The organism is Vibrio sp. 10N.222.55.C7 (assembly GCF_041473335.1).
GTDB lineage: Bacteria > Pseudomonadota > Gammaproteobacteria > Enterobacterales > Vibrionaceae > Vibrio > Vibrio crassostreae_C.
In genome coordinates this window covers 233,004-257,247 of record NZ_JBFRSC010000021.1, presented here as the reverse complement: position 1 = coordinate 257,247, position 24,244 = coordinate 233,004, and the positions used below count along the sequence as shown (strand labels likewise).

The 24,244-nt window shown below is 44.2% G+C and carries 23 protein-coding genes; 12 read left to right on the top strand and 11 right to left on the bottom strand.

All coding sequences use genetic code 11. The annotated features are described in order from the left end of the window. Positions 1–62 precede the first annotated feature (62 nt). The 5 genes from AB4482_RS08430 to hisC all read right to left on the bottom strand — a co-directional run bounded on the left by AB4482_RS08430 (position 63) and on the right by hisC (position 5,411). Entirely contained in the window at positions 63–1,370 is a 1,308-nt protein-coding gene (locus tag AB4482_RS08430; RefSeq protein ID WP_010438025.1) for a TRAP transporter large permease, read from the bottom strand. 21 nt (positions 1,371–1,391) lie between these two features. After that, positions 1,392–1,871 (bottom strand): TRAP transporter small permease, encoded by a 480-nt coding sequence (locus AB4482_RS08425; protein ID WP_004736522.1) that lies wholly within the window; start codon positions 1,869–1,871, stop codon positions 1,392–1,394. A gap of 67 nt (positions 1,872–1,938) precedes the next feature. Beyond that, entirely contained in the window at positions 1,939–2,898 is a 960-nt protein-coding gene (locus tag AB4482_RS08420; protein ID WP_017063537.1) for a TRAP transporter substrate-binding protein, read from the bottom strand. Between the two features lie 586 nt (positions 2,899–3,484). After that, a complete protein-coding gene (locus AB4482_RS08415) occupies positions 3,485–4,258 on the bottom strand; it encodes an ABC transporter substrate-binding protein (protein ID WP_102548663.1) in 774 nt (257 codons plus the stop codon). Between the two features lie 10 nt (positions 4,259–4,268). Continuing rightward, positions 4,269–5,411: a histidinol-phosphate transaminase gene (gene hisC / locus AB4482_RS08410; protein WP_108111369.1), complete on the bottom strand. Its 1,143-nt coding sequence runs from the start codon at positions 5,409–5,411 to the stop codon at positions 4,269–4,271. Positions 5,412–5,592: 181 nt separating this feature from the next. Here hisC and AB4482_RS08405 point away from each other — a divergent pair, with 181 nt between their 5' ends. From AB4482_RS08405 to AB4482_RS08380, 6 genes are all read left to right on the top strand, one after another. After that, positions 5,593–6,480 carry a LysR substrate-binding domain-containing protein gene (locus AB4482_RS08405; RefSeq protein WP_372180784.1) on the top strand — a complete coding sequence of 296 codons (888 nt, stop codon included), beginning with the start codon at positions 5,593–5,595 and terminating at the stop codon, positions 6,478–6,480. 286 nt (positions 6,481–6,766) lie between these two features. Further along, positions 6,767–7,015, top strand: coding sequence for a hypothetical protein (locus AB4482_RS08400; protein ID WP_004736516.1), 249 nt, complete (start codon positions 6,767–6,769; stop codon positions 7,013–7,015). A gap of 146 nt (positions 7,016–7,161) precedes the next feature. Beyond that, a complete protein-coding gene (locus AB4482_RS08395) occupies positions 7,162–7,764 on the top strand; it encodes a septation protein A (RefSeq protein WP_017085614.1) in 603 nt (200 codons plus the stop codon). A gap of 195 nt (positions 7,765–7,959) precedes the next feature. Further along, positions 7,960–8,358 (top strand): acyl-CoA thioester hydrolase YciA, encoded by a 399-nt coding sequence (yciA, locus tag AB4482_RS08390; protein WP_017061510.1) that lies wholly within the window; start codon positions 7,960–7,962, stop codon positions 8,356–8,358. 474 nt (positions 8,359–8,832) lie between these two features. Beyond that, positions 8,833–9,129: a YciI family protein gene (locus tag AB4482_RS08385; protein ID WP_004741234.1), complete on the top strand. Its 297-nt coding sequence runs from the start codon at positions 8,833–8,835 to the stop codon at positions 9,127–9,129. A gap of 1 nt (position 9,130) precedes the next feature. Then, positions 9,131–9,526: a GspS/AspS pilotin family protein gene (locus tag AB4482_RS08380; RefSeq protein WP_017062026.1), complete on the top strand. Its 396-nt coding sequence runs from the start codon at positions 9,131–9,133 to the stop codon at positions 9,524–9,526. A gap of 92 nt (positions 9,527–9,618) precedes the next feature. On the opposite strand, the gene metE is transcribed toward AB4482_RS08380, so the two are convergent. Continuing rightward, entirely contained in the window at positions 9,619–11,976 is a 2,358-nt protein-coding gene (metE, locus tag AB4482_RS08375) for a 5-methyltetrahydropteroyltriglutamate--homocysteine S-methyltransferase (protein WP_372180782.1), read from the bottom strand. A 280-nt stretch (positions 11,977–12,256) separates the two neighbouring features. Here metE and AB4482_RS08370 point away from each other — a divergent pair, with 280 nt between their 5' ends. After that, positions 12,257–13,168 (top strand): LysR substrate-binding domain-containing protein, encoded by a 912-nt coding sequence (locus AB4482_RS08370; RefSeq protein WP_017063530.1) that lies wholly within the window; start codon positions 12,257–12,259, stop codon positions 13,166–13,168. Positions 13,169–13,307: 139 nt separating this feature from the next. On the opposite strand, the gene AB4482_RS08365 is transcribed toward AB4482_RS08370, so the two are convergent. Together AB4482_RS08365 and AB4482_RS08360 are read right to left on the bottom strand one after the other, a co-directional pair. Continuing rightward, positions 13,308–13,508 carry a DUF4250 domain-containing protein gene (locus AB4482_RS08365; RefSeq protein WP_004736508.1) on the bottom strand — a complete coding sequence of 67 codons (201 nt, stop codon included), beginning with the start codon at positions 13,506–13,508 and terminating at the stop codon, positions 13,308–13,310. Between the two features lie 132 nt (positions 13,509–13,640). Beyond that, positions 13,641–14,321, bottom strand: a complete 681-nt coding sequence (locus AB4482_RS08360; RefSeq protein WP_102398187.1) for a hypothetical protein — start codon at positions 14,319–14,321, stop codon at positions 13,641–13,643. Positions 14,322–14,651: 330 nt separating this feature from the next. On the opposite strand from AB4482_RS08360, the gene AB4482_RS08355 reads away from it, so the two are divergent. Continuing rightward, a complete protein-coding gene (locus AB4482_RS08355; protein ID WP_017067347.1) occupies positions 14,652–16,949 on the top strand; it encodes a YgiQ family radical SAM protein in 2,298 nt (765 codons plus the stop codon). A gap of 85 nt (positions 16,950–17,034) precedes the next feature. Here the strand turns inward: AB4482_RS08355 and AB4482_RS08350 are convergent, their stop codons facing one another. Genes AB4482_RS08350 through AB4482_RS08340 form a run of 3 tightly spaced genes read right to left on the bottom strand, consistent with a single transcriptional unit; the run spans position 17,035 to position 19,995 of the window. Continuing rightward, positions 17,035–17,499: a GtrA family protein gene (locus AB4482_RS08350; protein WP_372097804.1), complete on the bottom strand. Its 465-nt coding sequence runs from the start codon at positions 17,497–17,499 to the stop codon at positions 17,035–17,037. Further along, the gene (locus AB4482_RS08345; RefSeq protein WP_372180816.1) at positions 17,486–18,973 is read right to left on the bottom strand and encodes an ArnT family glycosyltransferase; all 1,488 of its coding nucleotides are present in this window, start codon (positions 18,971–18,973) and stop codon (positions 17,486–17,488) included. Before AB4482_RS08345 ends, AB4482_RS08350 begins: the two co-directional genes overlap by 14 nt. 2 nt (positions 18,974–18,975) lie before the next feature. Then, a complete protein-coding gene (locus tag AB4482_RS08340) occupies positions 18,976–19,995 on the bottom strand; it encodes a glycosyltransferase (RefSeq protein WP_372180781.1) in 1,020 nt (339 codons plus the stop codon). 125 nt (positions 19,996–20,120) lie between these two features. Between AB4482_RS08340 and AB4482_RS08335 the strand changes: the two genes are divergently transcribed. The 4 genes from AB4482_RS08335 (at position 20,121) to AB4482_RS08320 (ending at position 24,081) form a co-directional block, all read left to right on the top strand. Next, a complete protein-coding gene (locus tag AB4482_RS08335; RefSeq protein ID WP_017062034.1) occupies positions 20,121–20,798 on the top strand; it encodes a response regulator transcription factor in 678 nt (225 codons plus the stop codon). Then, positions 20,795–22,093 (top strand): HAMP domain-containing sensor histidine kinase, encoded by a 1,299-nt coding sequence (locus AB4482_RS08330; protein ID WP_017063525.1) that lies wholly within the window; start codon positions 20,795–20,797, stop codon positions 22,091–22,093. Before AB4482_RS08335 ends, AB4482_RS08330 begins: the two co-directional genes overlap by 4 nt. A 92-nt stretch (positions 22,094–22,185) precedes the next feature. Next, positions 22,186–23,121, top strand: coding sequence for a pyridoxal-phosphate dependent enzyme (locus tag AB4482_RS08325; RefSeq protein WP_136973591.1), 936 nt, complete (start codon positions 22,186–22,188; stop codon positions 23,119–23,121). Positions 23,122–23,343: 222 nt separating this feature from the next. Further along, positions 23,344–24,081, top strand: coding sequence for a dienelactone hydrolase family protein (locus AB4482_RS08320; protein WP_136973590.1), 738 nt, complete (start codon positions 23,344–23,346; stop codon positions 24,079–24,081). Positions 24,082–24,244: the final 163 nt, after the last annotated feature.

Below are 24,244 nucleotides of genomic sequence, written 5' to 3'. Positions count from 1 at the left end.
TGAGGCGGTTTTTTTATTAGGTAATGATCGATATTGATTCGGTAAATCTTACCCTTGTCAGGCTAATTGATGAGTCCAAACGCACGAGGCAGAGCCAAACTAATTTCAGGAATAAAAGTAATGGCCAACAGTGTGACGATCAATACGGCACAAAACGGCATGATACTTCTTATAACGTTTTCAATCTTAGAGCCACTGACACTACAACCCACAAATAGCGCCGTACCAACGGGTGGCGTTGCAATGCCAATACATAAGTTGAAGATAATCATCATCGCGAAGTGAATTGGATGCATGCCTAAATGCTCAGCAATCGGCATAAAGATAGGGGTAAAGATCAATACGGCTGGCGTAAGGTCCATAAACATACCCACAATCAGTAGAATCAGGTTCATCAGAATAAAGATGATAATTGGATTGTCTGAAATAGAGAGCATCCAATCACTGATCATGGTTGGTAGACCGGTAAACGCCATTGCCCATGACATAATGGTAGAAGCACCAATCAAGAACAGCATAATGCCAGTAACCTGAACCGTTTCTCTACAAATTATCGGAAAGTGTGCCCATTTGAGGGTTCGGTAACAGAGTGACAGTATAAAAGAGTATAGAACCGCTATACATGCCCCTTCTGTTGCAGTGAATATACCACCAATAATACCGCCAATAACAACAACAATAAGCCCTAAGCTTGGTGTTGCTTGCCAAACAATATTCAGCACATCTTTCGTTGTGAAGCCGTCATTCGCACTTGTTTTGTAGCCCTTCTTTTTAGCGATGAAATAGGCGACGACCATACAACTTAAGCCCATTAGAATACCTGGGACATACCCTGCGATAAACAACGCCGCAACGGATGTTCCACCCGATACCACTGAAAATACGATCAGTGAATTACTCGGCGGTATTAGTAAGCCTGCCGGGCAAGATGCAACGTTTACTGCTGTTGCTAAGTTTTTATCATAGCCATCTTTTTCTAATTCAGGACCTAAGGTTTTACCAACCGCAGCAGCTGCTGCAACGGCTGATCCTGAAACAGCGCCAAACATCATATTGGCGAAGATGTTCACGTGAAAAAGTGAGCCCGGAATCCAACCAACCAAGAGCTTTGCAAGGTTGATAAGTCGACTCGCGATGCCACCAACATTCATTATATTCCCAGCGAGGATAAAGAAAGGGATAGCTAATAAACTGAAACTATCGATACCGGTAATGATTTTTTGACCCGCAGTAATACTCGCGACTTCAAACGGTAATATGAAATACATGATCGTTAAAGATGACATGGCAATTGCAATCGCAATCGGCATGCTTATCGCGATCATGAATAAGAATAGGCCTAGCAGCCAAACACCAATGGACAAATCCATAATATAGAGTCCTTTTAAAACTTATTTTTTGTTGGGTTCACAAAAAAGATCAAACGTATTCATGACCAAATAAATGAGGATAATAACGGCTGAAATCGGCAATATTGAATACACCGTCGACATCGGTAATTGCAGTGCTGGAGAAAGTTGTTGTGTGGTTCTTCCCATTAGGGCGATGCCACCTTGAAGCATTGCTAGAAATACAAATGCGCCAGAAATGATATTGATGAGTACATGTAATGCGATATGTGCTTTACCCTTAAGATAACCATCCAATAACGTTATAGCTAAATGCCCTTTGATACCGAATAAGTAGCTTGCTCCTAATAAGCCAAGCCATACCATCGCATAACGAGCAAGTTCATCAGTCCAGTTACTTGGATCATTCAAAACATAACGACTAAAGACCTGCCAAGTGACAGTAACGACAAGTAACATGAGTGCAAAAGAAGAGACAAAAAGAATCAGCCTATCAAGTAGGTTTCTGAAAGTTGCTAACATGGTGTGATACCTCAAAAAATTTTGCCTTAGCAAAGCCAAGGCAAAATTATATTTTCACTAAGACTGATTAAAGAGCTTCAATTTTTTCAATGAATGGAGCTAGTTTTGGATCTTTTTTCGCCTCATCAATCATAGGTTTAACAGCTGCACGGAAAGGGGCTTTATCAACTTCAACAAACGTTACGCCTTCTTTCATTCCTTTCTCTTTGTTCATGTCATCTGTTGCGTCCCAGATTTTGATCTGCTCTTCAAGAGACTCAGCAGCAGCTTCTTTTAAGATTTTTTGCTCTTCTGCCGTTAATGAACCCCATTTGTATTCTGAAATGATGATCACGTCAGGTGTCATCATGTGCTGGTCCATAGAGTAAAATTTGGCAACTTCGCTGTGTTTCATTTCAACTAAGCTAGAAATATTATTTTCAGCACCGTCAATTACGCCTTGTTGCAGCGCCGTGTATACCTCATTGAAAGGTACAGGCGTTGCTTTACCACCTAATAGGTTAACCATTTCCATCATGGTTGGAGAACCCGGAACTCGAACTTTCATACCAGCTAGATCAGCCGGTGAGTTAATGGCTTTTTTAGCGTAGAAGCTACGTGTGCCTGAGTCATAGAATGTAAGACCGATGAAGCCTTTACCTTCACTTGAAAGCAACATCTCTTGTGCAGCTTCACTTCGCATGAACGTTCTCATATGTGGAACGTCACGGAATAAGAAAGGCAGTGCATTAACCTTAAACGTTGGTTCAAAAGATTCGGCTAACCCACCATTGATTTTGGCCATATCAATCGCGCCAGTAACAACTTGCTCCGCTTGGTCACGTTCAGAGCCTAATTGACCGTTTGGAAAGATCTTAATCGTAAGTTCACCATTCGATTTTTCTTTCACTTTATCAGCCATGATCACCATGCCTTGGTGAGCTGCGCTTTCTAATGACATTGCATGCCCTAACGTCAAAGTTTTTGCTTGAGCGCCAAATGCCATCAGAATTGAAGCCGCTGCAATCGTCAGTAGGTGTTTTTTCATGTTCTTCTCCAGAATCCATTTTGTAAGAGGTACAGTTTCTATATGCAACGCTATAGCTAAGTTTGAAATCTAACGTTCAATTGCACATCGCTCATAGCAGTAACGTTTCATTACAATATTCTTACCCTATAGATTTTGTATTACAATACTATATGTATGTTTTGTGAGCTAAGGTTCATCTATTTGCCAGAGAGCTGAATTGATTGTGATACCAATCATATTTGGCACCAATTAGACCATTAAGCAGTCTAACTTCGGATTTTTGGGGAATTTCGATCGCTTTCAACTGCTTTTAGAACAGTCTATTAGCAAAAATTACGCGCAAGTTTGTGTTATTTTAAGATCTTAAAATCAGTAATTAAGCACGGACAAAGAAGGTCTCATCGATTGAAAAAGCGAGTCGTGAAATGCGGTTTCTGAGGTGGTCGAGGTAAGGTTTTAGACTGAGCGTATGGAACAAGAGTGGATAAGCAGGGATAAAGACAACGGTGGGAGTCTTACTAGGACGAATTATTTGTAACAAAAATCCGAGAGCCTCACAGCCCTCGGATTTTTTTGGTGGTCTAGTTTTTAGGCGTTAGACGAATTACAAATCAGCACCATAAATATCAAACGTGAAGTACTTAGCAGCAATTTGGTCGTAAGTACCGTTTGCTCTGATCTCTTCAATCGCGGCATTGAATTGTTTCGCCAGTTTTGAATCCTGCTTTCTTAGTGCTAAAGCCGTACCTTCGCCAATGTAGGCTTTGTCGGTTACTGCTTTACCTTTAAATTCAAAGCCCTCACCTTCTTTTTTATCTAAGAAAGCCAATGACAGTTGATCTGAGTTGCCGAAGGTTAGATCTAAACGACCATTTTGCAGATCCAGATAAACTTCATCTTGGCCGGTATAGCGTTTAATGTTTGCCACATCACCAAACTTGTCTGTTACGTAGCGATCGTGAATCGTACCTTGCTGAACACCGATGGTTTTACCCGTTAAGCCGGCCTCATCAATGCTGAACTCGGCGCTCTTAGCAGCAACAAACACGGCTGGCGTTTGGTAGTACTTATCAGTAAACAAGATCTTACGCTTACGCTCTTCGGTAATACGCATTGAAGCCATAATCACATCTGACTTTCTTGCCAACAAACTTGGAATTAGCGAGTCCCAACTTTGTGAAACCCAAGTACAATCGAGTTTGGCTTGCTCACACAAGGCATCAGCTATCTCAATATCAAACCCGACAGGCACACCATCACTGTTTTTATAGTTAAATGGCGGATACGTAAAGTCTGACGCCAAACGGATTTCTTTCGCCTGTACCGTTGTACCAAGTAAAGCGGCCGCACAAGCGAGTCCTAGTATTATCTTTTTCATCATTGCCATCCTAGATATGATCTTTATCGAGTTGAGATTGAGTTTCTTTATGTTGAGATTTTTGAATTTGTTTGCCTTGTTGATTCTTTTCTAATTCGGTTTGGTAGCGTGTTAGTGACGTTATCACTTCTAGCATGCTCTCTTGGCTACCAATACTGATTCGTACACAGTTACGCAAAGCAGGTTCGTGGTTTTGATTCCTTGTCACAATGCCATCCTTCGCCAATACACTGAACACTTGATGCCCTGGTTTTTGACGCAGCAAAATAAAGTTTGTCGATGAAGGGTAAACTGACTCGATGAAATCAAACTGAGTTAACTCACAAGCAAACCAGTTACGTAGTTCGACCAGCTTTTGTGTGGCGTCTTGCATCACTGAGACTCGTTCATCAGACAAAGCGTCTAACACGATTTGCGATGAGCAATCCGGCATCGGATAAGGTGGAATCAGCTTCGCGACATACTGCATCACATTTTGACTCGCTAAGATAAAACCACAACGAACCGCAGCCAGTCCAAAAGCCTTAGACAAGGTGCGAATCACTACCAAATGCGGATAACGCTCAATAAGGCTCACCGCTGACGTTTGTGGTTCAAACTCGATATACGCTTCATCGACTACCACTAGAGACTTTCCAATCGTGCCTTCCAGTACCTGAATCAAATCCGATTTAGGAATCACATTGCCCGTTGGGTTATTTGGTGAGCAAAGAAACACGATATTAGCCAACTTCGCTTTGTTCACAATATCAGTGACGTTAAGGCTGAAGTCTTCCTGCAATGGAGAATCCAAGGTATTTATCGCCAATGCATCGGCGCAAAACTCATACATTGCATACGTTGGTGAACAAATAAGTATATTGTCACTCGCTGGCTTACAGAATGTTCTGATCAGTAAATCTATCGCTTCATCGGCGCCACGAACGGCAACCGTTGCAACATCAGTTCCGCAATACGCTTGATAAGCTTTGGCAATATCTTGCGGTAAAAAATCTGGGTATCTATTGTGGCTTGCTTCTCCTGGAAACAACGAACTTTCCAATTCATTGGCGTTTAGCCAGACTCGTCCATCACCACCAATTCTTCTTGCTGATTGATAAGGTATTAATTTTTTTACAGCCTGAGGTACTAAACTATCGATAAAAGATGTCAAGAAGCTATCCCTTTCACAAAATCACAATGTCTTCACCACTGCCTTCATATTCAAAAAATGTGACTTATACACATATTGAATCACAAATGATGATTAAGTATTTACATTCAAACAGAACACTATTGATAAATGAATCGAAATAATCACATAATAGCCATGATAAAAAATCATAGGTGAAGATATGAATCGCACACTTCCTTCAACCAAAACTTTGCTCGCGTTCTTGTCGACGGCAAGGCATCTCAACTTTACGCGCGCGGCACATGAGCTCAATGTTACGCAAGGTGCAGTAAGTCGTCAGATATTGTCGTTTGAAGAAAGCCTTGGCTGTGATCTCTTCTATCGACACGCTCGAGGGTTGTCTTTAACTCCGAAAGGCAAAGAACTGGTTCCTCTGATACAAGGAACGATTCACAAACTGCAATCGGCTCTCAATCAAGTGGCAAGTTCTCCCTCTAAGATCAAACTCAACGCCCCCAGCTGTATTACCTCTTGGCTGCTACCCAAATTGATGTCTTTTCAGCAAGCCTACCCTGAAATTGATGTCGAGCTCACGTCGACCATCAAGCACGTTTTTGAACCAAGCTTTGACCCGTTTGACGCCGTAATCACCTATGGTAAGAAGCCAAACCAACAATCGATTGTGAGCCAGTTATTGTTCAACGAGCAGCTGGCTCCGGTCTGCCAGGCGCAAAGCATTACTCAGGGCCATCTTGTAAGTAAGGCTTCTACTATCATCAAGCCACACAAGCTCGCTCAATACACTTGGTTACACGCCAACAATGAGCAAAGTGATTGGCGACTTTGGTTAGAGCACATAGGAAGTCATGACCTTTCAAGTAAGAACAACCAACAATTCGCGACACTTGATCAAGCGATGAATGCAGCCATTCAAGGGTTTGGCATTGCCATAGGCGATATCACGCTGGCCAAGCAAGATATCGATTTGGGCAGGTTGGTGAAAGTGAGTGAAGGCAGTGTCTTTTCTGGAAATGGTTACTTCTTGCTGCAGCCTAAGAATCGACAAAATACATCTTTATCTACGCTGGTTGATTGGCTTGTCGATTAGCGGCAATCACCGTAGATAGAAGCACACTATAAATAGCAGTAGAGCGTCATAATGAGAATTTCATCGTTCTCAAAATGAAACTATTTTATGTCTGTTACGTATTGGTTGTCAGAGAATAGAACGTACCTTGCTTTAACTATTTGAAAAGAAGTTCAATTCTATCTGGTAGGGAAAATGTTCCGTTCAATTAGAGAAAATGGCATTCGAATTGCTTTGTCATAGATAACCCAACCAATATACAGCAGGTTGCAACAGTTTCACTGCAGCTTGTCACGGAGGATAGGCTATGACCTTACAAAGACATACGTATTACGGCTTGATTCACCATGGAATTAAAACCTTATTAATGGACAGAATTGGCCACTTCACAGAGCGTGAATATCACGAGTATCTCGACCTAACGACAGGCAAATCGACGTGTTTTGCCATGAGTGAACAAGAGCTCGAAAACACCTTAGACAGCTTAAAGAGCGAAGGTTACCTTGAAGATATCAAGAAGCTAATACCTCGCTACCAAACCACATCAATGCGATAACGTTATCCGACTCGATGATGAAAATATCCGACTCAATAAACCAACTTGATGGAATTAATTAGCACCCAATTGTCTCGGGCTATTTAGCATCGAGACAGTTTTCGTTAGACTGTCTGCAACTCAACTAACTGGACAGTCAGTGCCACATGAAGCAAATCCTTGATTTCATTCCTCTCATTATTTTCTTTGCGCTGTATAAGATGTATGACATCTACACGGCTACAGGTGCATTGATTGTTGCTTCCGCAGTACAAATCGTTTTGACATACGTCATCTACAAGAAAGTAGAGAAAATGCAGATCATCACATTTCTGATGGTTGCCGTATTTGGTGGCATGACCATTTTCTTGCACGATGACAACTTCATTAAATGGAAAGTAACCATCGTTTATGCATTGTTCGCTATCGGCCTGACCGTCAGTCACCTAATGGGCAAGTCAGCGATTAAAGGCATGCTGGGTAAAGAGATCACACTTCCTGAAGCGGTATGGAGCAAGATCAACTGGGCTTGGACTTTGTTCTTTACTCTATGTGCCATTCTCAACGTTTACGTTGCTTTCAGCCTACCCTTGGATGTTTGGGTAAACTTCAAAGTGTTTGGCTTACTGATCGCTACTTTTGCATTTACCTTACTAACGGGTGTCTATATTTATAAGCATTTGCCAAAAGACCAGCATCTACCAAAAGATCAGCATTTACAAAAAGACCAGCAGAAAGAGTTAACGGATAAAAATACCGACGAGAAGTAACCCTAAGGGATGAGTCCTCATCCCCTTTTTGATACAATTATTATCAATATGCTATTTAACAGTGGCCAATGATACTCGTGATCATTGGCCACTGATTGTTTGTGTTCGGTGAATACGTTAAAAATACGACCACCGCGAGCCCCGCAAACACATCTATTTAAATTTAAAACAATCAATACCATTAAGAGTACGACAATGACTATTCAATCAACTTTGAACCCGATTGGTTCTTTACTTCTTCGCACATTAGCGATGCCTTCTGATACAAATGCAGCAGGCCAGATTTTCGGTGGTTGGATAATGTCACAGCTTGACCTTGCTGGCGGCATACTGGCAAAAGAGATATCTAACGGCAAGATAGTCACGGTTTCAGTATCGAGTATCGAGTTCAAACAGCCGGTTTCAGTGGGTGATGTTGTGTGTGTTTATGGTGACTGCACTAAGATTGGTCGCAGCTCGATGAATATCGACCTAGAAGTCTGGGTTAAGCCTGTACTTGATCACGGTATCGGCGACCGCTACAAGGTTTGTGGCGCGACATTCAACTACGTTGCGGTTGATGAAAGTGGTAAGCCTCGCCCAATCAACAAATAACACCTTTTATTAAGCGTGTGGCACCGATGGTCTTTAGTTTTTATAAATGAAATTACTAGGGCGCATTGACCTTTCGAGCTGACTTTTGCAGCGAATTGCTGGGTATTTATACAAGGCAGAGGCTTTGATGTGTAGCTAGCCTCCATAAGAAGCCGATAACGTAGTAGAAATGACCAGCAAACGCTGCCCGAAGGGTTCAGCTAAAAGCGTTTTACTCTTTGTTGAGGGAGATTTGCTTAGAATGACTAGGCTACTTCCCCCTCGCCGCGATTAAAACGCTTTTGACTAGGCGTCCCCACCCGAACAAAATTTAACCACGAAAGGTCAACACGCCCTAACGACCATACAACTCTCTCGCACCAATTCACAATTTCTTATCATTAGCCCTTCCAATACCAATTAGTTCGCGTAAATTAGCAAGATAGCGAATTTAAACGCCCCAAATTTAGTGAAGTAAAATAAGGATATCTCAATATGTGGTACGTGATTTTTTCTCAAGACGTCGAAAATTCATTAGAAAAACGCCTAAGTGTTCGCCCACAACATCTAGAACGCCTACAAACACTTCACGATGAAGGCCGACTGTTAACAGCAGGTCCAATGCCAGCGATTGATTCAGATAACCCTGGCGAAGCAGGCTTTACAGGTTCAACTGTGATTGCTGAATTTAACTCTTTGGAAGATGCACAAGCATGGGCAGACGCTGACCCGTACATTGATGCTGGCGTTTACCAAAATGTGATTGTAAAACCATTCAAGAAAGTATTTTAACGTGAAAAAATGGATTATTGGCTCACTGGCTTTAGCTCTGCTTGCAGGCTGTGCTTCAAGTGAGCAAGACGAACAAAGACAGCTAGAGATGATGGCGCAGCACCGAGCTGGCGTTTTATCTGCAGGCCTGCCGATTGAGTATGGCCCACTGTCGGTCATGCGCGTGCTAGCAAAAAACACGGTTATCGAAATCATGATGATCTACAACCAAGATGCAAAAGGTGCTAAGCCTTTAAACCAAGTTGTAGACATGAGTGTGAATAGCTACTGCACCAACTCTGAAGTGAGAGCAAACCTTGATATGGGCTTGGCTTACAACATCAAGATTCGCAACACTCGCGGACAACTGATGGTTGAGAAGTTGATCAGCAAAGAGACGTGTCAGAGCAGCAGCTAGATTCTAGCTCGAGATTCGAACAAGTATAAAACCAGAAGGCCTCGCAAATGCGAGGCCTTTGTTTTATGAAGCAATCAAAATCCTAAGCTGAATTATGCCTCGGTTGATTCCCACTCTTTACGCAGTGCTTTAGTTGCCGAAACTAAGTTAGTCAGCGCCGCTTCCGTCTCTGCCCAGTTCCGTGTCTTCAGCCCACAATCAGGGTTTGCCCACAAACGTTCCGCTGGAATTTTCTCTGCCGCTTTCTTAAGTAAATCAACAATCCACTCTTCTGACGGGATGTTTGGTGAGTGAATGTCATAAACGCCAGGTCCAATCGCATTCGGGTAGTTGAACTCTTCAAATGCTTTCAGCAGTTCCATGTTCGAGCGAGAAGTCTCAATGGTAATCACATCGGCATCTAGCGCGGCTACTGAATCAATGATTTCGTTGAACTCGCTGTAGCACATGTGAGTATGAATTTGCGTCTCTGGTTTAGCACTCGCGGCCGAGATCTTAAAGGCATCGACGGCCCATTCTAAATATTCTGCGTGGTCACGTTTTTTCAATGGTAAACCTTCACGAATCGCTGGTTCATCAATCTGAATAATATTGATTCCTGCATCTTGTAGGTCAGACACTTCATCACGCAGCGCAAATGCCAATTGATTAGTGATCTCTTTGCGTGAGATGTCTTCACGTGGGAACGTCCAGCACAAGATAGTGACAGGGCCAGTTAACATCCCTTTCATTTGTTTAGAAGTTAGAGATTGGGCATAGGTAGACCACTCCACCGTCATCGGTTTCTCACGCTCGATATCCGCGACTACAATAGCTGGTTTCACGCAGCGAGAACCGTAGCTTTGCACCCAACCAAATTTAGTGGTTTGAAAGCCTGCTAGATTTTCTGCAAAGTACTCCACCATATCATTACGTTCCGCTTCACCATGAACCAACACATCCAAATCTAGCGCTTCTTGGCGTTTCACCGCATCCGCAATATGGCCTTTCAATGCGGTTGTGTATTCCGCTTCACTCAGTTTGCCGGTTCGGTAAGCACTACGCTGAATTCGGATCTCCCCTGTTTGTGGGAACGAACCAATGGTTGTGGTTGGCAATAGCGGTAAGCCTAACACCTCAGACTGGTGCGCGGCACGTTCTGCGTATGGAGCAGTGCGCTCTGCTAGCGCTTTAGTTATCGTGTTAATACGAGCTTGAACTTGCGGCTTATTCACATGAGTTGCACTCTTGCGTGCAACAATCGGGTGGCTATACGTCTCACACGCTAAAATGGCATTTTGGTCGCCGTCTAACGCCGCACCCAATAAGCTCACCTCAGTGACTTTCTGTTTTGCAAAGGCAAACCAACTCTTCACTTCTTCGCTAAGCGTCTCTTCTAACTCAAGGTCGACTGGGCTATGCAGCAATGAACATGAACTTGCGACCCATAGTTTATCGCCTAGCTTTTCTTTCACTGGTTGCAGCAACTCAAGCTGCGCGGCTAAGTCTGCTCGCCAAACATTGCGTCCGTTGATTGCTCCTGCAGAAAGCACCCAATCTTCAGGTAGCTTGTTCACCACTTCATCGAGTTGCTGGGGTGCGGCAGCCAAATCGATGTGTAAGCCGTTGACGGGCAGTTCCATGATTTTATCTAACGTGTCAGTCACAGAATCAAAGTACGTGGTAAGGAGTAGCTTCACATCACCTTGAATCACCTGATAAGCCAATTTGAATGAATCTGCCCACTTAGTCTCAAGTTCCAGAGATAGAATGGGCTCATCGATTTGTACCCACTCAACGCCCAACTTGGCCAGTTTTGCCAGAATCGCTTGGTAAGCGGTAAGCAAGCGTGGAAGCAAAGTTAAACGGTCAAAGCCCTCTTCTACTTCCTTGCCGAGATATAAATAAGATAATGGGCCTAGAAGAACTGGCTTCACCTTATGCCCCGCTTTAATCGCTTCACTCACTTCGTCAAACAGTTGTGGCCAACTCACTTCAAAGGTGTCGTCTTTACTGAACTCAGGAACAATGTAGTGATAGTTAGTGTTGAACCACTTCGTCATATCTGATGCTGCTGCACCGTCTTTAGCGCTTTCAGAGCCGTGCTTAGCGCCACAACAAGTTGGCTGCCTTTGAGATTGTATTTGAGATTGACCGCGACCAACGCGGAACAAGGTATCTAAATCTGGGAAGGCTTTTTCACCTTCTGATCCACCAGCGTGACGCTCAGGTACATGACCTAGAAGTAACGTCGTTGTTAGAACATGGTCGTACCATGCGAAGTCACCCGCAGTTGCAAAGCTTAGATTCGCCTTAGCTTGTACATTCCAGTTACGATTTCTTAGTTCGCTACCGAGTTGCTTTAAATCTGATTGGTTAATCTCACCGCGCCAGTATTTTTCTAAAGTGAATTTGAGTTCGCGTTTTTCGCCGATACGTGGGTAGCCTAAAATATGCGTTGTCGTAGTCATGAACCTGTTCCTTATTCAATAATTTTTAGTGTTCGATCAAACTGCCTAGCTTATGGTTTAAGTTCTTTACAAGGCGTCTAGATGGCTAAACTATCTCCCTAATCTGAACGATGAACAACGTCCAAATATTCATCTTGTTTATTAAAAATATTCATCTTGAATAATCTAAAGCTGAAAAATTAAATCCATCTGGACATCTAGACGTTTACAAATGAAAGAAAACCCCGTAGGGTGATTATTAAGAAATATTGAATTGGCTTAGGGAATATGAGGAAAACTCATGATAGAGCTTAAACACCTTCGAACATTGACTACCTTAAGAGACAGCGGCTCGCTAACAGCGACGGCAACTTCTCTTCACTTGACTCAGTCGGCGCTTTCTCACCAACTGAAAGACCTTGAGGCGCGTATCGGTGGTCAGCTTTTCCTACGTAAAACTAGACCAGTTAAGTTCACCTCTGAAGGTGAGATTTTGCTTAGGCTTGCCGATGAGATACAGCCAAGAATAGCTAAAGCGGAGAACGAACTCGCGAGCCTGAAAGAGGATGTGAATGGTCGTTTGCACATGGCGATTGAATGTCACTCATGCTTCCAATGGTTAATGCCTGCTTTGAAGGAATATCAAGTGGCTTGGCCAAGCGTAACGCTAGATTTCTCGTCAGGCTTTGGGTTTGAGCCGCTACCCGCGCTAATGGCAGGCGAGCTAGATTTGGTGATCACCTCTGATATACAGCCTCGCTCTGAGGTTCACTACGAACCACTCTTTGATTTTGAGATGCGCTTGATCACGGCAATCAACTCACCTTTGGCAGAAAAGGCGAGCATTGAACCGCAAGATCTTAGCGATCTCACTATGCTCTCCTACCCAGTTCAAAAGCAGCGTTTAGACGTAGTGAAGCACTTTTTGCAACCAGCAGGTGTAGAACCTAAGAAGTGGAAACAAGCAGACAACACCTTAATGTTGGTGCAAATGGTATCGGCAGGATTAGGTGTCGCGGCATTACCAAATTGGGCGATCAGTGAGTTCTCAAGACAAGGTTTGATAGCCAGCAAACCGTTAGGTAAAGGGCTTTCAAGAAGACTGTTTGCCGCAGTAAGAAACTCAGAAAAAGACAAACGTTACCTACAGGCTTTCTTTAGCACAGCAAGACAGCAGAGTAAGAGTCACTTAGATGGTATTGAGGTCGTTTAAGAGGTTCATTATTGAGCTAGCTTAAGCCTGTATTAAATCGGAAAGGCAAACGCCAGAAACAAAAAAAGTCACAGATAATCTGTGACTTTTTAGTTTCAGTATCGATGATTTTCGATATCTGTTGATTCGCGAAAATAGACTATCTTGGATAAGACTTAAACTGGTTAGTCAATGGGTCGTATTGATAGCCAAGCATATCGAGCTTGCCCACGACACTTTCTATATCCATTTCATACATACTGATCAGCTCTTCAAAGCTATCGCACTCTAGGCGAAGTTTCTCATTCACGATTCCCAGCAAGATAATGCTATCGAAACCTTTGACGTTGCTTAAATCCATCTCGTACTCCTTACGAACACACCGACTAGAAATAAGTTTAGAACGCTTACCAACGCCATGCTAAAAAACTGATCACACTTCTTAAAGAGAATACGTGATTATTGAGCTTACGTAATTAATGAAAGTGCGCGATTAAAGTGCCCAAACTGGCGTTAAACCCACAGCCGCAGCCAATAACATCAGTAACGAAATTGTCAGTTGCAGTTTTTCCGGGGTTTTAACGAACAGTAAATGCCAACACCAAACCACGATAGCGGAGATTAACAAAACAAAGCTGAACAGTAACGTTGAAATCACAGGCTCTAATTGAGCTTCAGACAAAGAATAGACACTCACGACTGTCGCCAAAACCACTAACATACCCGTCAACACACCAACAACGGGCAGAACTCGGTGAAATGCCTGTAAGCGTGTTCTTGCAATTGTCAGTAGTAAATGGCCAAACGCTGAGCCTAACAGTGCCACTAGCAATACAGTAGTGATAATGCCAACAGTAGTTGCTTGTTCCGTCGCTTGAATAGCCACGTAAGACAGCGCTAAACCACAAGCTAAGTACATCACCCAAATAGGGCCGGAATCACGTGTCTTCTTGGTTTGGACTTGAGAATAGAAATAAAAGATCGCAAACACGACCAGAAAGGCTTCAATTTTTACTGAAGCGACGGCAAGCCACAGCACGCCAATCGCAGGTAACATCTTGTGGATACGGCCACGCTGCCCTGGACATATATCCCCTTTCACCAAGATAAGGGTTAAGATCAGTTGGGCTCCTAAAAGCATCGGAGCAAATTGTACTAGTAACGTTTCGACCATTGTGGATCTACTTCTTCAGACTTATTTTCGCGAATAATATCAAAAACTGCTGCGAACACTAATCAAAATCACAAATTAGCGACGTTATTCAAGGCTTCTACTATGCTGTTGTATGGCTCTTTTGTCGCCATTTACCGTAAAAAGACGAAAGACACCAGAACTAACAGGGGCATGTTCTACTGGCTAGTCTAGGCTCATGCCGCTATAATTCCCGCCTCAAAAATCAGAGGTTGAAATATGTACAGCGATATCACTCCTATTCACGAACACAAAAAATACTGGGCCGAGTGCTACGGAACTGCACCCTTTTTGCCTACCAGTAGAAAGGAGATGGATGCTCTTGGATGGGATAGCTGTGACATTATTATTGTAACTGGTGACGCTTATGTCGATCACCCGAGCTTTGGTATGGCTATCATCGGCCGTCTGCTTGAAGCTCAAGGTTTCCGCGTGGGCATTATTGCTCAACCAAAGTGGGACAATAAAGATGCCTTCATGAAGCTAGGTAAACCTAACCTATTCTTCGGCATCACAGCGGGTAACATGGATTCCATGATCAACCGCTACACCTCTGATCGCAAATTACGTCACGATGATGCTTACACACCGAACAATGAAGGTGGCAAGCGTCCTGACCGTGCAACTCTGGTTTATTCTCAACGTTGTCGTGAAGCTTACAAAGGCACGCCAATCGTGCTTGGTGGTATTGAAGCGAGCTTGCGTCGTGTGGCTCACTACGACTACTGGTCGGATAAAGTTCGTCGCTCTGTATTGTTTGATGCAAAAGCAGACATTCTTCTTTTTGGTAACGCTGAGCGTGCACTGGTTGAAGTAGCACACCGCATTGCCGATGGTGAAGACATGTCTACGCTGACCAATATCCGCGGTACTGCTATCAATCTTCCTGCGGCCCCTGAAGGCTTCAAGATCATTGACTCTTCTCGTATCGAAAAGCCGAACAAAGCGTATGTTCCGGTTAACCCGTACGAAGTTGAAACTCAGTGTGATACCAAGAAAGACGAAAAAGAAGAAGTAAAAGCGCAACCTATTACTATTCGCCCTTCTCGTCACGATGCAAAAACTACAGCGGTTCGTATCCCAGGTTACGAAAAGCTAAACAATGACCGTATTCTTTACGCTCACGCTAGTCGTATTCTGCACCTTGAGACAAACCCGTACTCAGGTCGTGCTCTGATTCAACGTCACGGTGATCGCGAGCTTTGGATTAACCAAGCGCCTATTCCATTGACCACAGAAGAGATGGACTACGTGTTTGGCCTTGCGTACAAGCGTGTTCCGCACCCGATGTACGGCAAAGCGAAAATCCCAGCATACGACATGATCAAAACCTCGGTTAACATCATGCGTGGTTGTTTTGGTGGTTGTTCTTTCTGTTCAATCACAGAGCACGAAGGTCGCATCATTCAGAACCGTTCGAAAGAATCTATCTTGGATGAGATCGAAGACATTAAAGATAAAGTACCGGGCTTCACAGGTACTATTTCTGACTTGGGCGGCCCAACGGCGAACATGTACCGTTTAGGTTGTTCAGATCCAAAAGCTGAAATTAACTGTCGTCGTCCATCATGTGTGTTCCCGAAAATCTGTGAAAAGCTAAACACAGACCATCAACACACTATCGACCTGTACCGCTCTGCGAGAAAAGTACCGGGTGTTAAGAAGATCATGATCGCTTCTGGTGTACGTTACGACTTAGCGATTGAATCTCCAGAATACGTTCGTGAGCTTGTGACTCACCACGTTGGTGGTTACTTGAAGATTGCTCCAGAGCATACTGAAAAAGGCCCACTGGATCTGATGATGAAGCCGGGCATGGGCACTTACGATCGTTTCAAAGAGATGTTCGAGAAGTACAGCGCTGAAGCCGGTAAGAAACAGTACTTAATTCCTTACTTTATCTCTGCTCACCCGGGCACAGAAGATGAAGACATGCTTAACCTTGCAATGTGGCTGAAAAAGCACAACTACGAGTGTGACCAAGTACAGAACTTCTACCCATCGCCAATGTGTAATGCAACGTCGATGTACTACTCAGAGACTAACCCTCTGAAACGCGTGAAATATAAGAAGCGTGAAGATGTTCCTGTGCCGAAAGGTGATCGTCAACGTCGTCTGCATAAAGCACTGCTTCGTTACCACGATCCTGAAAACTGGAAAATCATCCGTGAAGCACTGATCAGCATGGGTAAACAGCACCTAATTGGTGACAAAGCAAACTGCCTAGTACCAGCAGAAGACTTTGATGCACAAACACCGGCACAACGTCGTAAGTCTGGTCGTCACGGTTCACAACGCTTTGCGACTAAGCACAGTAAATCTCAGCCAGGTCTTGGTGGCGAAAGCCCACGTAACCACTCTGGTAAGAAACCGGGTGGCAAGAAGCCGAATGGTAACGGCAACGGTAGCCAAGGTAATGCTAACCAAGGTGGCGGTAATGGCAATGCTCGTAAACCAGCGACTGGCTTCATTAAGAAAGGTCCTGGTGGTCAGCAATCACAAGGTAATGGCGGCGGAAATGGCAAACCAAACCGTAACAAAGCGGGCAATGGTCAAGGTGGCAAACCTGCAAGTAACGGCAAGAACCGCCAGCGCGCAGCACAACGCTAATATCGCGAACCGATTGACTTCGCTATCGTAAAAACACAAAGCGCAGCTATTTAGCTGCGCTTTTTTGTGTCTGTTACAAGATAGCCTAACGAGCAAACACCCAATACTGACTAAGCAAATAGTTACTGACCATGCCCACCAAGATGCCAACCGCCATTGCGATAAACACTGCCCCAGTAAATGCAGGCAGCAATTCAGTCATCAACTTAAAGCACAGCAAATTAGGTATCGCCGATATTGATGCAGAGAACATGAACTTTTGCCATTGAATCAGCTTTTCGGACCAATTCCCCTGCCCTTTGAATTCAAAGGTCAACACTCGATTTCCAAACCAGGTTGTCGTTGCTGCAACGATGAAAGAGCCAATTCGAGCACTCATTAACGGCAGCCCAATAACGTAATGCAGCAATGCAAACACGGCACAATCGACAACAAAGCCACCCGCCCCCACCATAGCGAATTTAATCATCTTATGGTGAGGTTGTAGTTTTTTGTTTAGCGCGTCGAACTTGTGGCTAAACAGTCTCGATGACGAGTTAAAATTGAACATCGCCATCACTTCGAATATGGCTCAACGATAGATTTGGTTTGATATTTTGGCTATGACAACTAAATAGAGCGCGCTTGATCTTCACCGTCGGTTCTAAAATACAGGTTAACGCGTTGTCTTTAATCTTGGTTTCTACTTCCGCTCTTTTACCAATCAGATAGAACTTGTCGATACCATCTAACTGCTTAACATCAAGTAGCTTTTTCGCTTGTCCATGACTGTAAAATTGCCCAGAGAACGGTCGTTTACCGATGTAAAAGCTCGGCGCTTCATCCGTGATCTGCTCGAAGATAATACGGTCACTTTTCTCGTTCGCTTTGCCTAGGTTGAGGTAGACCATCGCAATCATTAACAACACAGGTAACACTAAAGCCACACTCGAGAACCACTTCTTATCTTTTTCTACCACAAGCATTGCCACCAGCAAACCAAGGGCCGGAATACCCGGTAGGACGTAAGCTGGAAGAATATTACCCGCCATAGTGAAAAGAATTAGAGGAGAGACCAACCAACACACAAGGAATGAAAATAACCCATTATGTTCAGCGTTAACTTCTGCGATTTTCTTACGACGAGCAAAAGTCAAAATAGGCAACACAATCGACCACGGCGCAGCTGCTTGAATCCAGAAAACCCAAATCATTCCTCTTGTTTCATCATGGGCTGAACCATAAAGATCCCCTTCCCAACCACTCACAACAAAACGCTTAAAGTGTTCGCCAACAATAAAGTAGTCGATGAAGCCCGGCGTTGCCATTTCAGCCATGATGTACCAAGGTAGAGCAATCGCTAACATCACACCTAAACCAGACAACAATGGGAAACGTTGCCAAAGCGCTTTGAAAGCACCAAAGAAGCCGTGTTGTAATACCAACCAAGGGAAAACTGCGATACCCATGATGACAATCGCTACCGGCCCTTTTGCCAGCAAGCCTAATGCTAAACCAATGAAACCAACATAACCCCAAGACCGATTAGTCTTCGCACTCCCTTCACCCTTCCCCGCTTCTCCTCCTAGCCAACATAGGTAGAAACCCAGCATGGCAATGGTCATCGCTAACGTTAACGCCATGTCGGTCATCACAGCACCCGCCGCAATAGAGAAAATACCACATGTCGCCAATACCACAGCCGCCACCAAGGCACTTTGTCCGGTACGCTTAGCCATGTATGCAACCAACAGAATCGTCGCAAAACCTGCTAGCCAGTGTGGTGCACGCACAGCAAACTCACTCAAACCAAACAGCTCAATCCCAGCCGCACTCATCCATGTAAACAACGGTGGCTTACCCCAGAAAGGAATACCGTAATCAAACTGAGGCGTTAACCAATTCCCAGTTTCCACCATCAGACGTGCCATTTCGCCATAGCGCGCTTCTGTGGTATCCATTAATGGATAGGTTGCCAAAGATAAAAGCCTTAAAACCAATGCAAAAGCCAACAAGTACCATAGGTGCGTTCGGTTCAGGTTCAGGCTCATGCTGACTCCTCTAATTTAGAATGTGTTTTTAATGCCGGTGTATCGACCACCGATTGGATCAGATACAAAGGACGATTCTTGGTTTCAATGAAAATACGACCTATGTACTCTCCCATTAAACCAATACACAACAGTTGGATACCGCCAAGGGCAAGCTGTACCACCATCATTGACGGATAGCCAGTAATAGGCTCACCAAACATCATGGTTTTGAACACGATGAAGACGCCATACACAAAAGCGGTAAGTGCCACTAAGCCACCAACGGCCGTCGCAATACGCAGTGGGCGGATAGAGAATGAAGTGATGCCATCCATCGCCAAGCCAACCAGCTTCAAGTAGTTCCACTTGGTCTCGCCACAAAAGCGCGCGTCGCGCTTAAACTGAATCGTTGCTTGCCTAAAACCCGGCCATGAGAAAATACCTTTCATGTAGCGATTACGTTCAGGAAGTTGATTGATATGGTCGACGACTTCACGGCTCAACAGTCTGAAATCACCGACATTTTCAGGAACATCGATTTTCGCAGCCACATTCATGACTTTGTAAAAGCTCGCCGCTGAAAACTTCTTAAACCACGTTTCACCATCACGCTGGCTGCGCTGCATATTCACAACGTCATAGCCTTCGCGCCACTTGGCAACCATTTGTGGGATCAGCTCCGGCGGATCTTGCAGGTCTGCGTCTAACAAGATCACCGCTTGTCCTCGGCAATGCTCAAGGCCAGCACTCATGGCTGACTCTTTACCAAAGTTACGGCTTAAACCAATCACCGAGATTGAGCTGTTGATTGAAGTGAATGAACTCACCAAGTCCAAGCTGTTGTCTTTGCTGCCATCGTCGACATAAACAATCTCACTCGTGATCGGTAAGCTATCAAGCACCTTGGTAAGGCGAGAGTGGAACTCTTCCAATACCTCTTGTTCATCGTAAAAAGGCACAATGATAGACAAAGAGACCGCAGGATTGATCTGCGATGTAGATATCTTAGGGCGGCTAATATGAAGTTCAGACATAATACGTTCTTCTATTTTTTAATCTGAAGCCAATCTACCCTCCCATAAGTGAAAGTTATGTTATTGACATATTTTTCACGCTCACTCAGGATAATGTTACTGTCTATTTCTGTATGAGAATCAAAATGAAACGAGTTCTATTAGTCGAAGATAACCGTGAAATTGCAGGTGTCTTGTTTGATTATTTTGAGTGTATTGGCATGGAACTCGATTACGCAGACAACGGTGAACTTGGCCTACAACTCGCGTTGGAAAACTCATTTGATATCATCATATTGGATCTAATGTTACCGAGAATGGACGGCCTAACGGTTTGTAATAAACTGCGAGACCAAGGTAACGCGACACCTATTTTGATGCTGACCGCCTTAGATAGCCGAGAAGATATGCTGAAAGGCTTTGAACACGGTGCCGATGATTACCTCACCAAGCCATTTGATTTGGATATTCTAGAAGCAAGAATGAACGCGTTAGTCCGTCGTTACCGCGGAAAAGTCGCCTCTTCAAAACTTCAGTTCGATGAACTCACCATCGACCAAAAAACCCGTAAAGCTTACCGCCAAGATAAACTACTAGCGCTCAACCCAACCACTTACACCATACTTGAGATGCTGTGCCAAAGCGCACCTGAAGTAGTCACTCGTGAAGCTATTTCCTACAAGTTATGGGAAGAAAACGAACCCAACAATGATGTGTTGCGCAGTCACATTTATCAGTTACGTAATCAACTCGACAAGCCTTTCGACACTCAGATGTTAATTACGGTGCCTAAAGTTGGCTTCCGATTGGAGCCATCGAATTGATTTCAAATGTTCTTACAAGCACAAAAACCCTAACGGGCCGCTTAGCGGTTTTCTTTGGGTTAATGGCCGTAATTGTGTCGGCATTTGTCTATGTGGTATTTATCACAGCCCTGTACTTGTCGGAAGACCGCGTGGGTGAAAGACGCATCCTAATTGACCGCAACTATGCAGTCGGGTTATTCCAGTCAGGTGAAAGTGGAGAGCTTCGTATTGATGACCTGACTATCGCTTACAACGATCTTTCCTATCTACCGAAAAAGTATTTAAAGTATATTGAAGGCAAAGAAAATTTCATTGGTGAGGTCGGTGAAGATCCAGAATCTCGCATGGTCTATGTAGGCGAGTATACTCATGAAGGTAGAACTCACCCTATTGTTCTGCTTTCTGAAATAGACCGTGTCGAGCTTAGTGTCTTTGAGCTCGTTTATGCCACCACATTTGTATTAGCCCTTCTCTCTATTCTAATATTCAGCTTCGGAGCTCTGCTCTATCGGTTGTCTAAACGGCTGATTGAGCCCTTCAACTCCCTGTCTGAACAGCTTGAATCCAATAAGCTCAATCTAAACGAAGAATTTGGAGTGAATGACGATGCGGCGGTGGAGTTTCGTCAGTTGACGGATCAACTCAATCAATACAGAAGAGAAATCAATTCTCTAGTAAAACGCGAGCAAGCTTTCGCACGCTACTCAAGTCATGAACTAAGAACTCCGTTGACTGTTGCTCGTGGTGCCAACAAACTGTTACTGAGAAGCGAAACAACCGAATTTCAATCTCGTCAGGTTGAACGTATTGATGAAGCCATTGTTCAAATGTCTGAAATGGTCGATGCACTGCTTGGTCTCGTTCGCTATGAAAGAAACAGTGACGATGCACCGCTACGCTTATTCAGCCAGCAAGAGCTAGAGACTATCGTTTCTAAAAATTCGTTGCAGGCTGACGAGAAGGAAGTCGCGATAACCTTACAAGTTCAATCAGAACCCACAATTCAGGCCACCAGCGCGATAATGAATATGTTGGTCGGTAACTTGTTAAGAAACGCGATTGCAGCCACTAATAGCGGTACAGTAACTATTACCCTTTCTCAAGACAGTCTTATTATTGAAGACCAAGGCGAAGGCCTGCAGGAGCAATACAACCCGAATGGACACGGGCTAGGTTTGTTGATTGTCGATGACTTGTGTCAGCGTTTTCATTGGGACTTTGAATTGTTTAATCGCAGCTGTGGTGGATGCACAGCCAAGATCACCTTTCAAGCCGATTCATCCGCGTCAATATCGAACGAAAACTTGATTTAGTTGGTTTACAGCCGCCTCTGGCTACTAGATACTCGTCCGTCCTATTTGATTTAAAAATGCTGGCTCTTGAGTCAGCATTTTGTCTAAGTGCGATGAAACTAAATAATAGCCCTGTAACTCAACATCAATACAACGACCACACCTTTTTCTTAAAGCGTGACGATCAGCTTCATTCCCACTTTTGCGGCAACAAAGCCAGAAAGTTCATGAAGCTACTGGAAGACGAGCACCCAAGCACTACCACCCTAATAAGCTATGGTTCCGCTCAAGCCAACTCATTGTTCTCGCTAGCCGCACTTGCAAAAATCAAAGGTTGGACGCTTGAGTTTTACGTTGATCACCTACCTCGATGGCTACAAGAACGCCCACTCGGCAACTACCGTGGCGCTATCGATCTCGGGGCTGAGGTTATTTCAGTCAAAGAAACAGGCTCTGAGCTTCATCCACAAGAGTATATTGAGCAAGTAAGACAACCTGACTCACAATGCATTGTGTTACCAGAAGGTGGACGCTCTCAGCTTTCTGAATATGGCGTAAAACAACTGGCGATGGAAATACTGAGCTGGACTCGCTTTGAAAACCAATACGATTTTGTTGTGGCACTGCCAGCAGGCACAGGCAGCACGGCTCTGTATCTACATAAGCATTTAAAACTACACAACATCCCGGTATTAACCTGTGCATGTGTTGGCGGCAGTGATTACCTAACGCAACAGTTCAACGAGCTTGGCGAAACCGATCACCCGCAGATATTACCGCTTAAAGCCAAACACCACTTTGGTAAGTTGTACCAGCAGGACTATCAAACTTGGTTGGATCTACAAGAACAAACTGATATTGAATTCGACCTGCTCTACGACCCATTAATGTGGCAATGCTTAGAGCAATGGCAAGAAGAGAACCCAACCAAAACCGTCATCTATATCCATCAAGGTGGCATCTTAGGTAATGAGTCGATGTTGCCGCGCTATCAACGTAAGTACCCAGAACTTCGAAGTAGCCACACCGCTGATAACGCTACTTGGTAGTAATCCGTTCTTTTCTACTCTAATGCCCCGCGTTTCTGCGAACTGAGAATTTCTCAGCGCATCATGAACAGCCATCGCACTCCCTTTCGATGGCTGTTTATCAGTAATAGCCACCTGCTATCCCTGCCAGACATTTCAAGTTAGAGACAGAAATCTGGCGAGAATCATCGCGTTATCTATACTTTCGATTGGAACGTCAATTGTCATCGAAAGGAATTACGCATGCGAAAACTCACTACGCTCGGCCTGTTTTCAGTTTTACTGCCCTTCTCTGCGATATCAGGAGAAAACGTCACTTACCAAGTCGATGGGATGGATTACGAAGGTTATTGGAGTGAAGCCAGTGACCAAGCGCCTTTGGTACTGCTAATACACGATTGGGATGGCTTAACCGATTACGAAAAGAAACGTTCTGAGATGCTCAACGAACTCGGTTACAACGTGTTCGCCATCGACCTATTTGGTAAAGGCATTCGCCCTACGGAAGTGAAAGATAAAAAGCAACATACAGGCGAGCTGTATAAAGACAGAGAAAAAATGCGTACGTTGCTCAACGCTGGTGCCATGGAAGCGAAAAGACTTGGCGGCAACTTAGATAACAACGTAATGATGGGATACTGTTTCGGCGGAGCCGCTGTATTGGAAGCCGCTCGTGCGGGCATTCCTTCGAAGGCTTATGTCACCTTCCATGGCGGTTTATCAACACCAAAAGGTCAAGACTACTCGCAGACTAAAGCTCCCGTAGTCGTGTTCCACGGCACGGCTGATGCCATGATTTCAATGCACGACTTTGGAAGCCTCGCCGCTCAACTTGAATCAACCAAAGTTCCGCATGAGATGATCACTTATAGTGGTGCGCCACACGCCTTCACAGTATTCGGATCGAATAACTATCAACATGAAGCTGACCAAAAATCATGGCAACGCTTTACTCAGTTGTTAAGTTCGGTATCTCGTTAACTTTCAATCTAGGTAACAGCCCAACGGCAGCCTGTTACCTAATTCGTACTAATTATTAGCGAGTATTTCTTTAAATTTGGTGTTCGTCACTCAAAAAGAAAGCGCTTTCTTGTAGTGTGTCTCTATTATCAATCAGGCACTCTGAATCAGATATGCTTTTTTA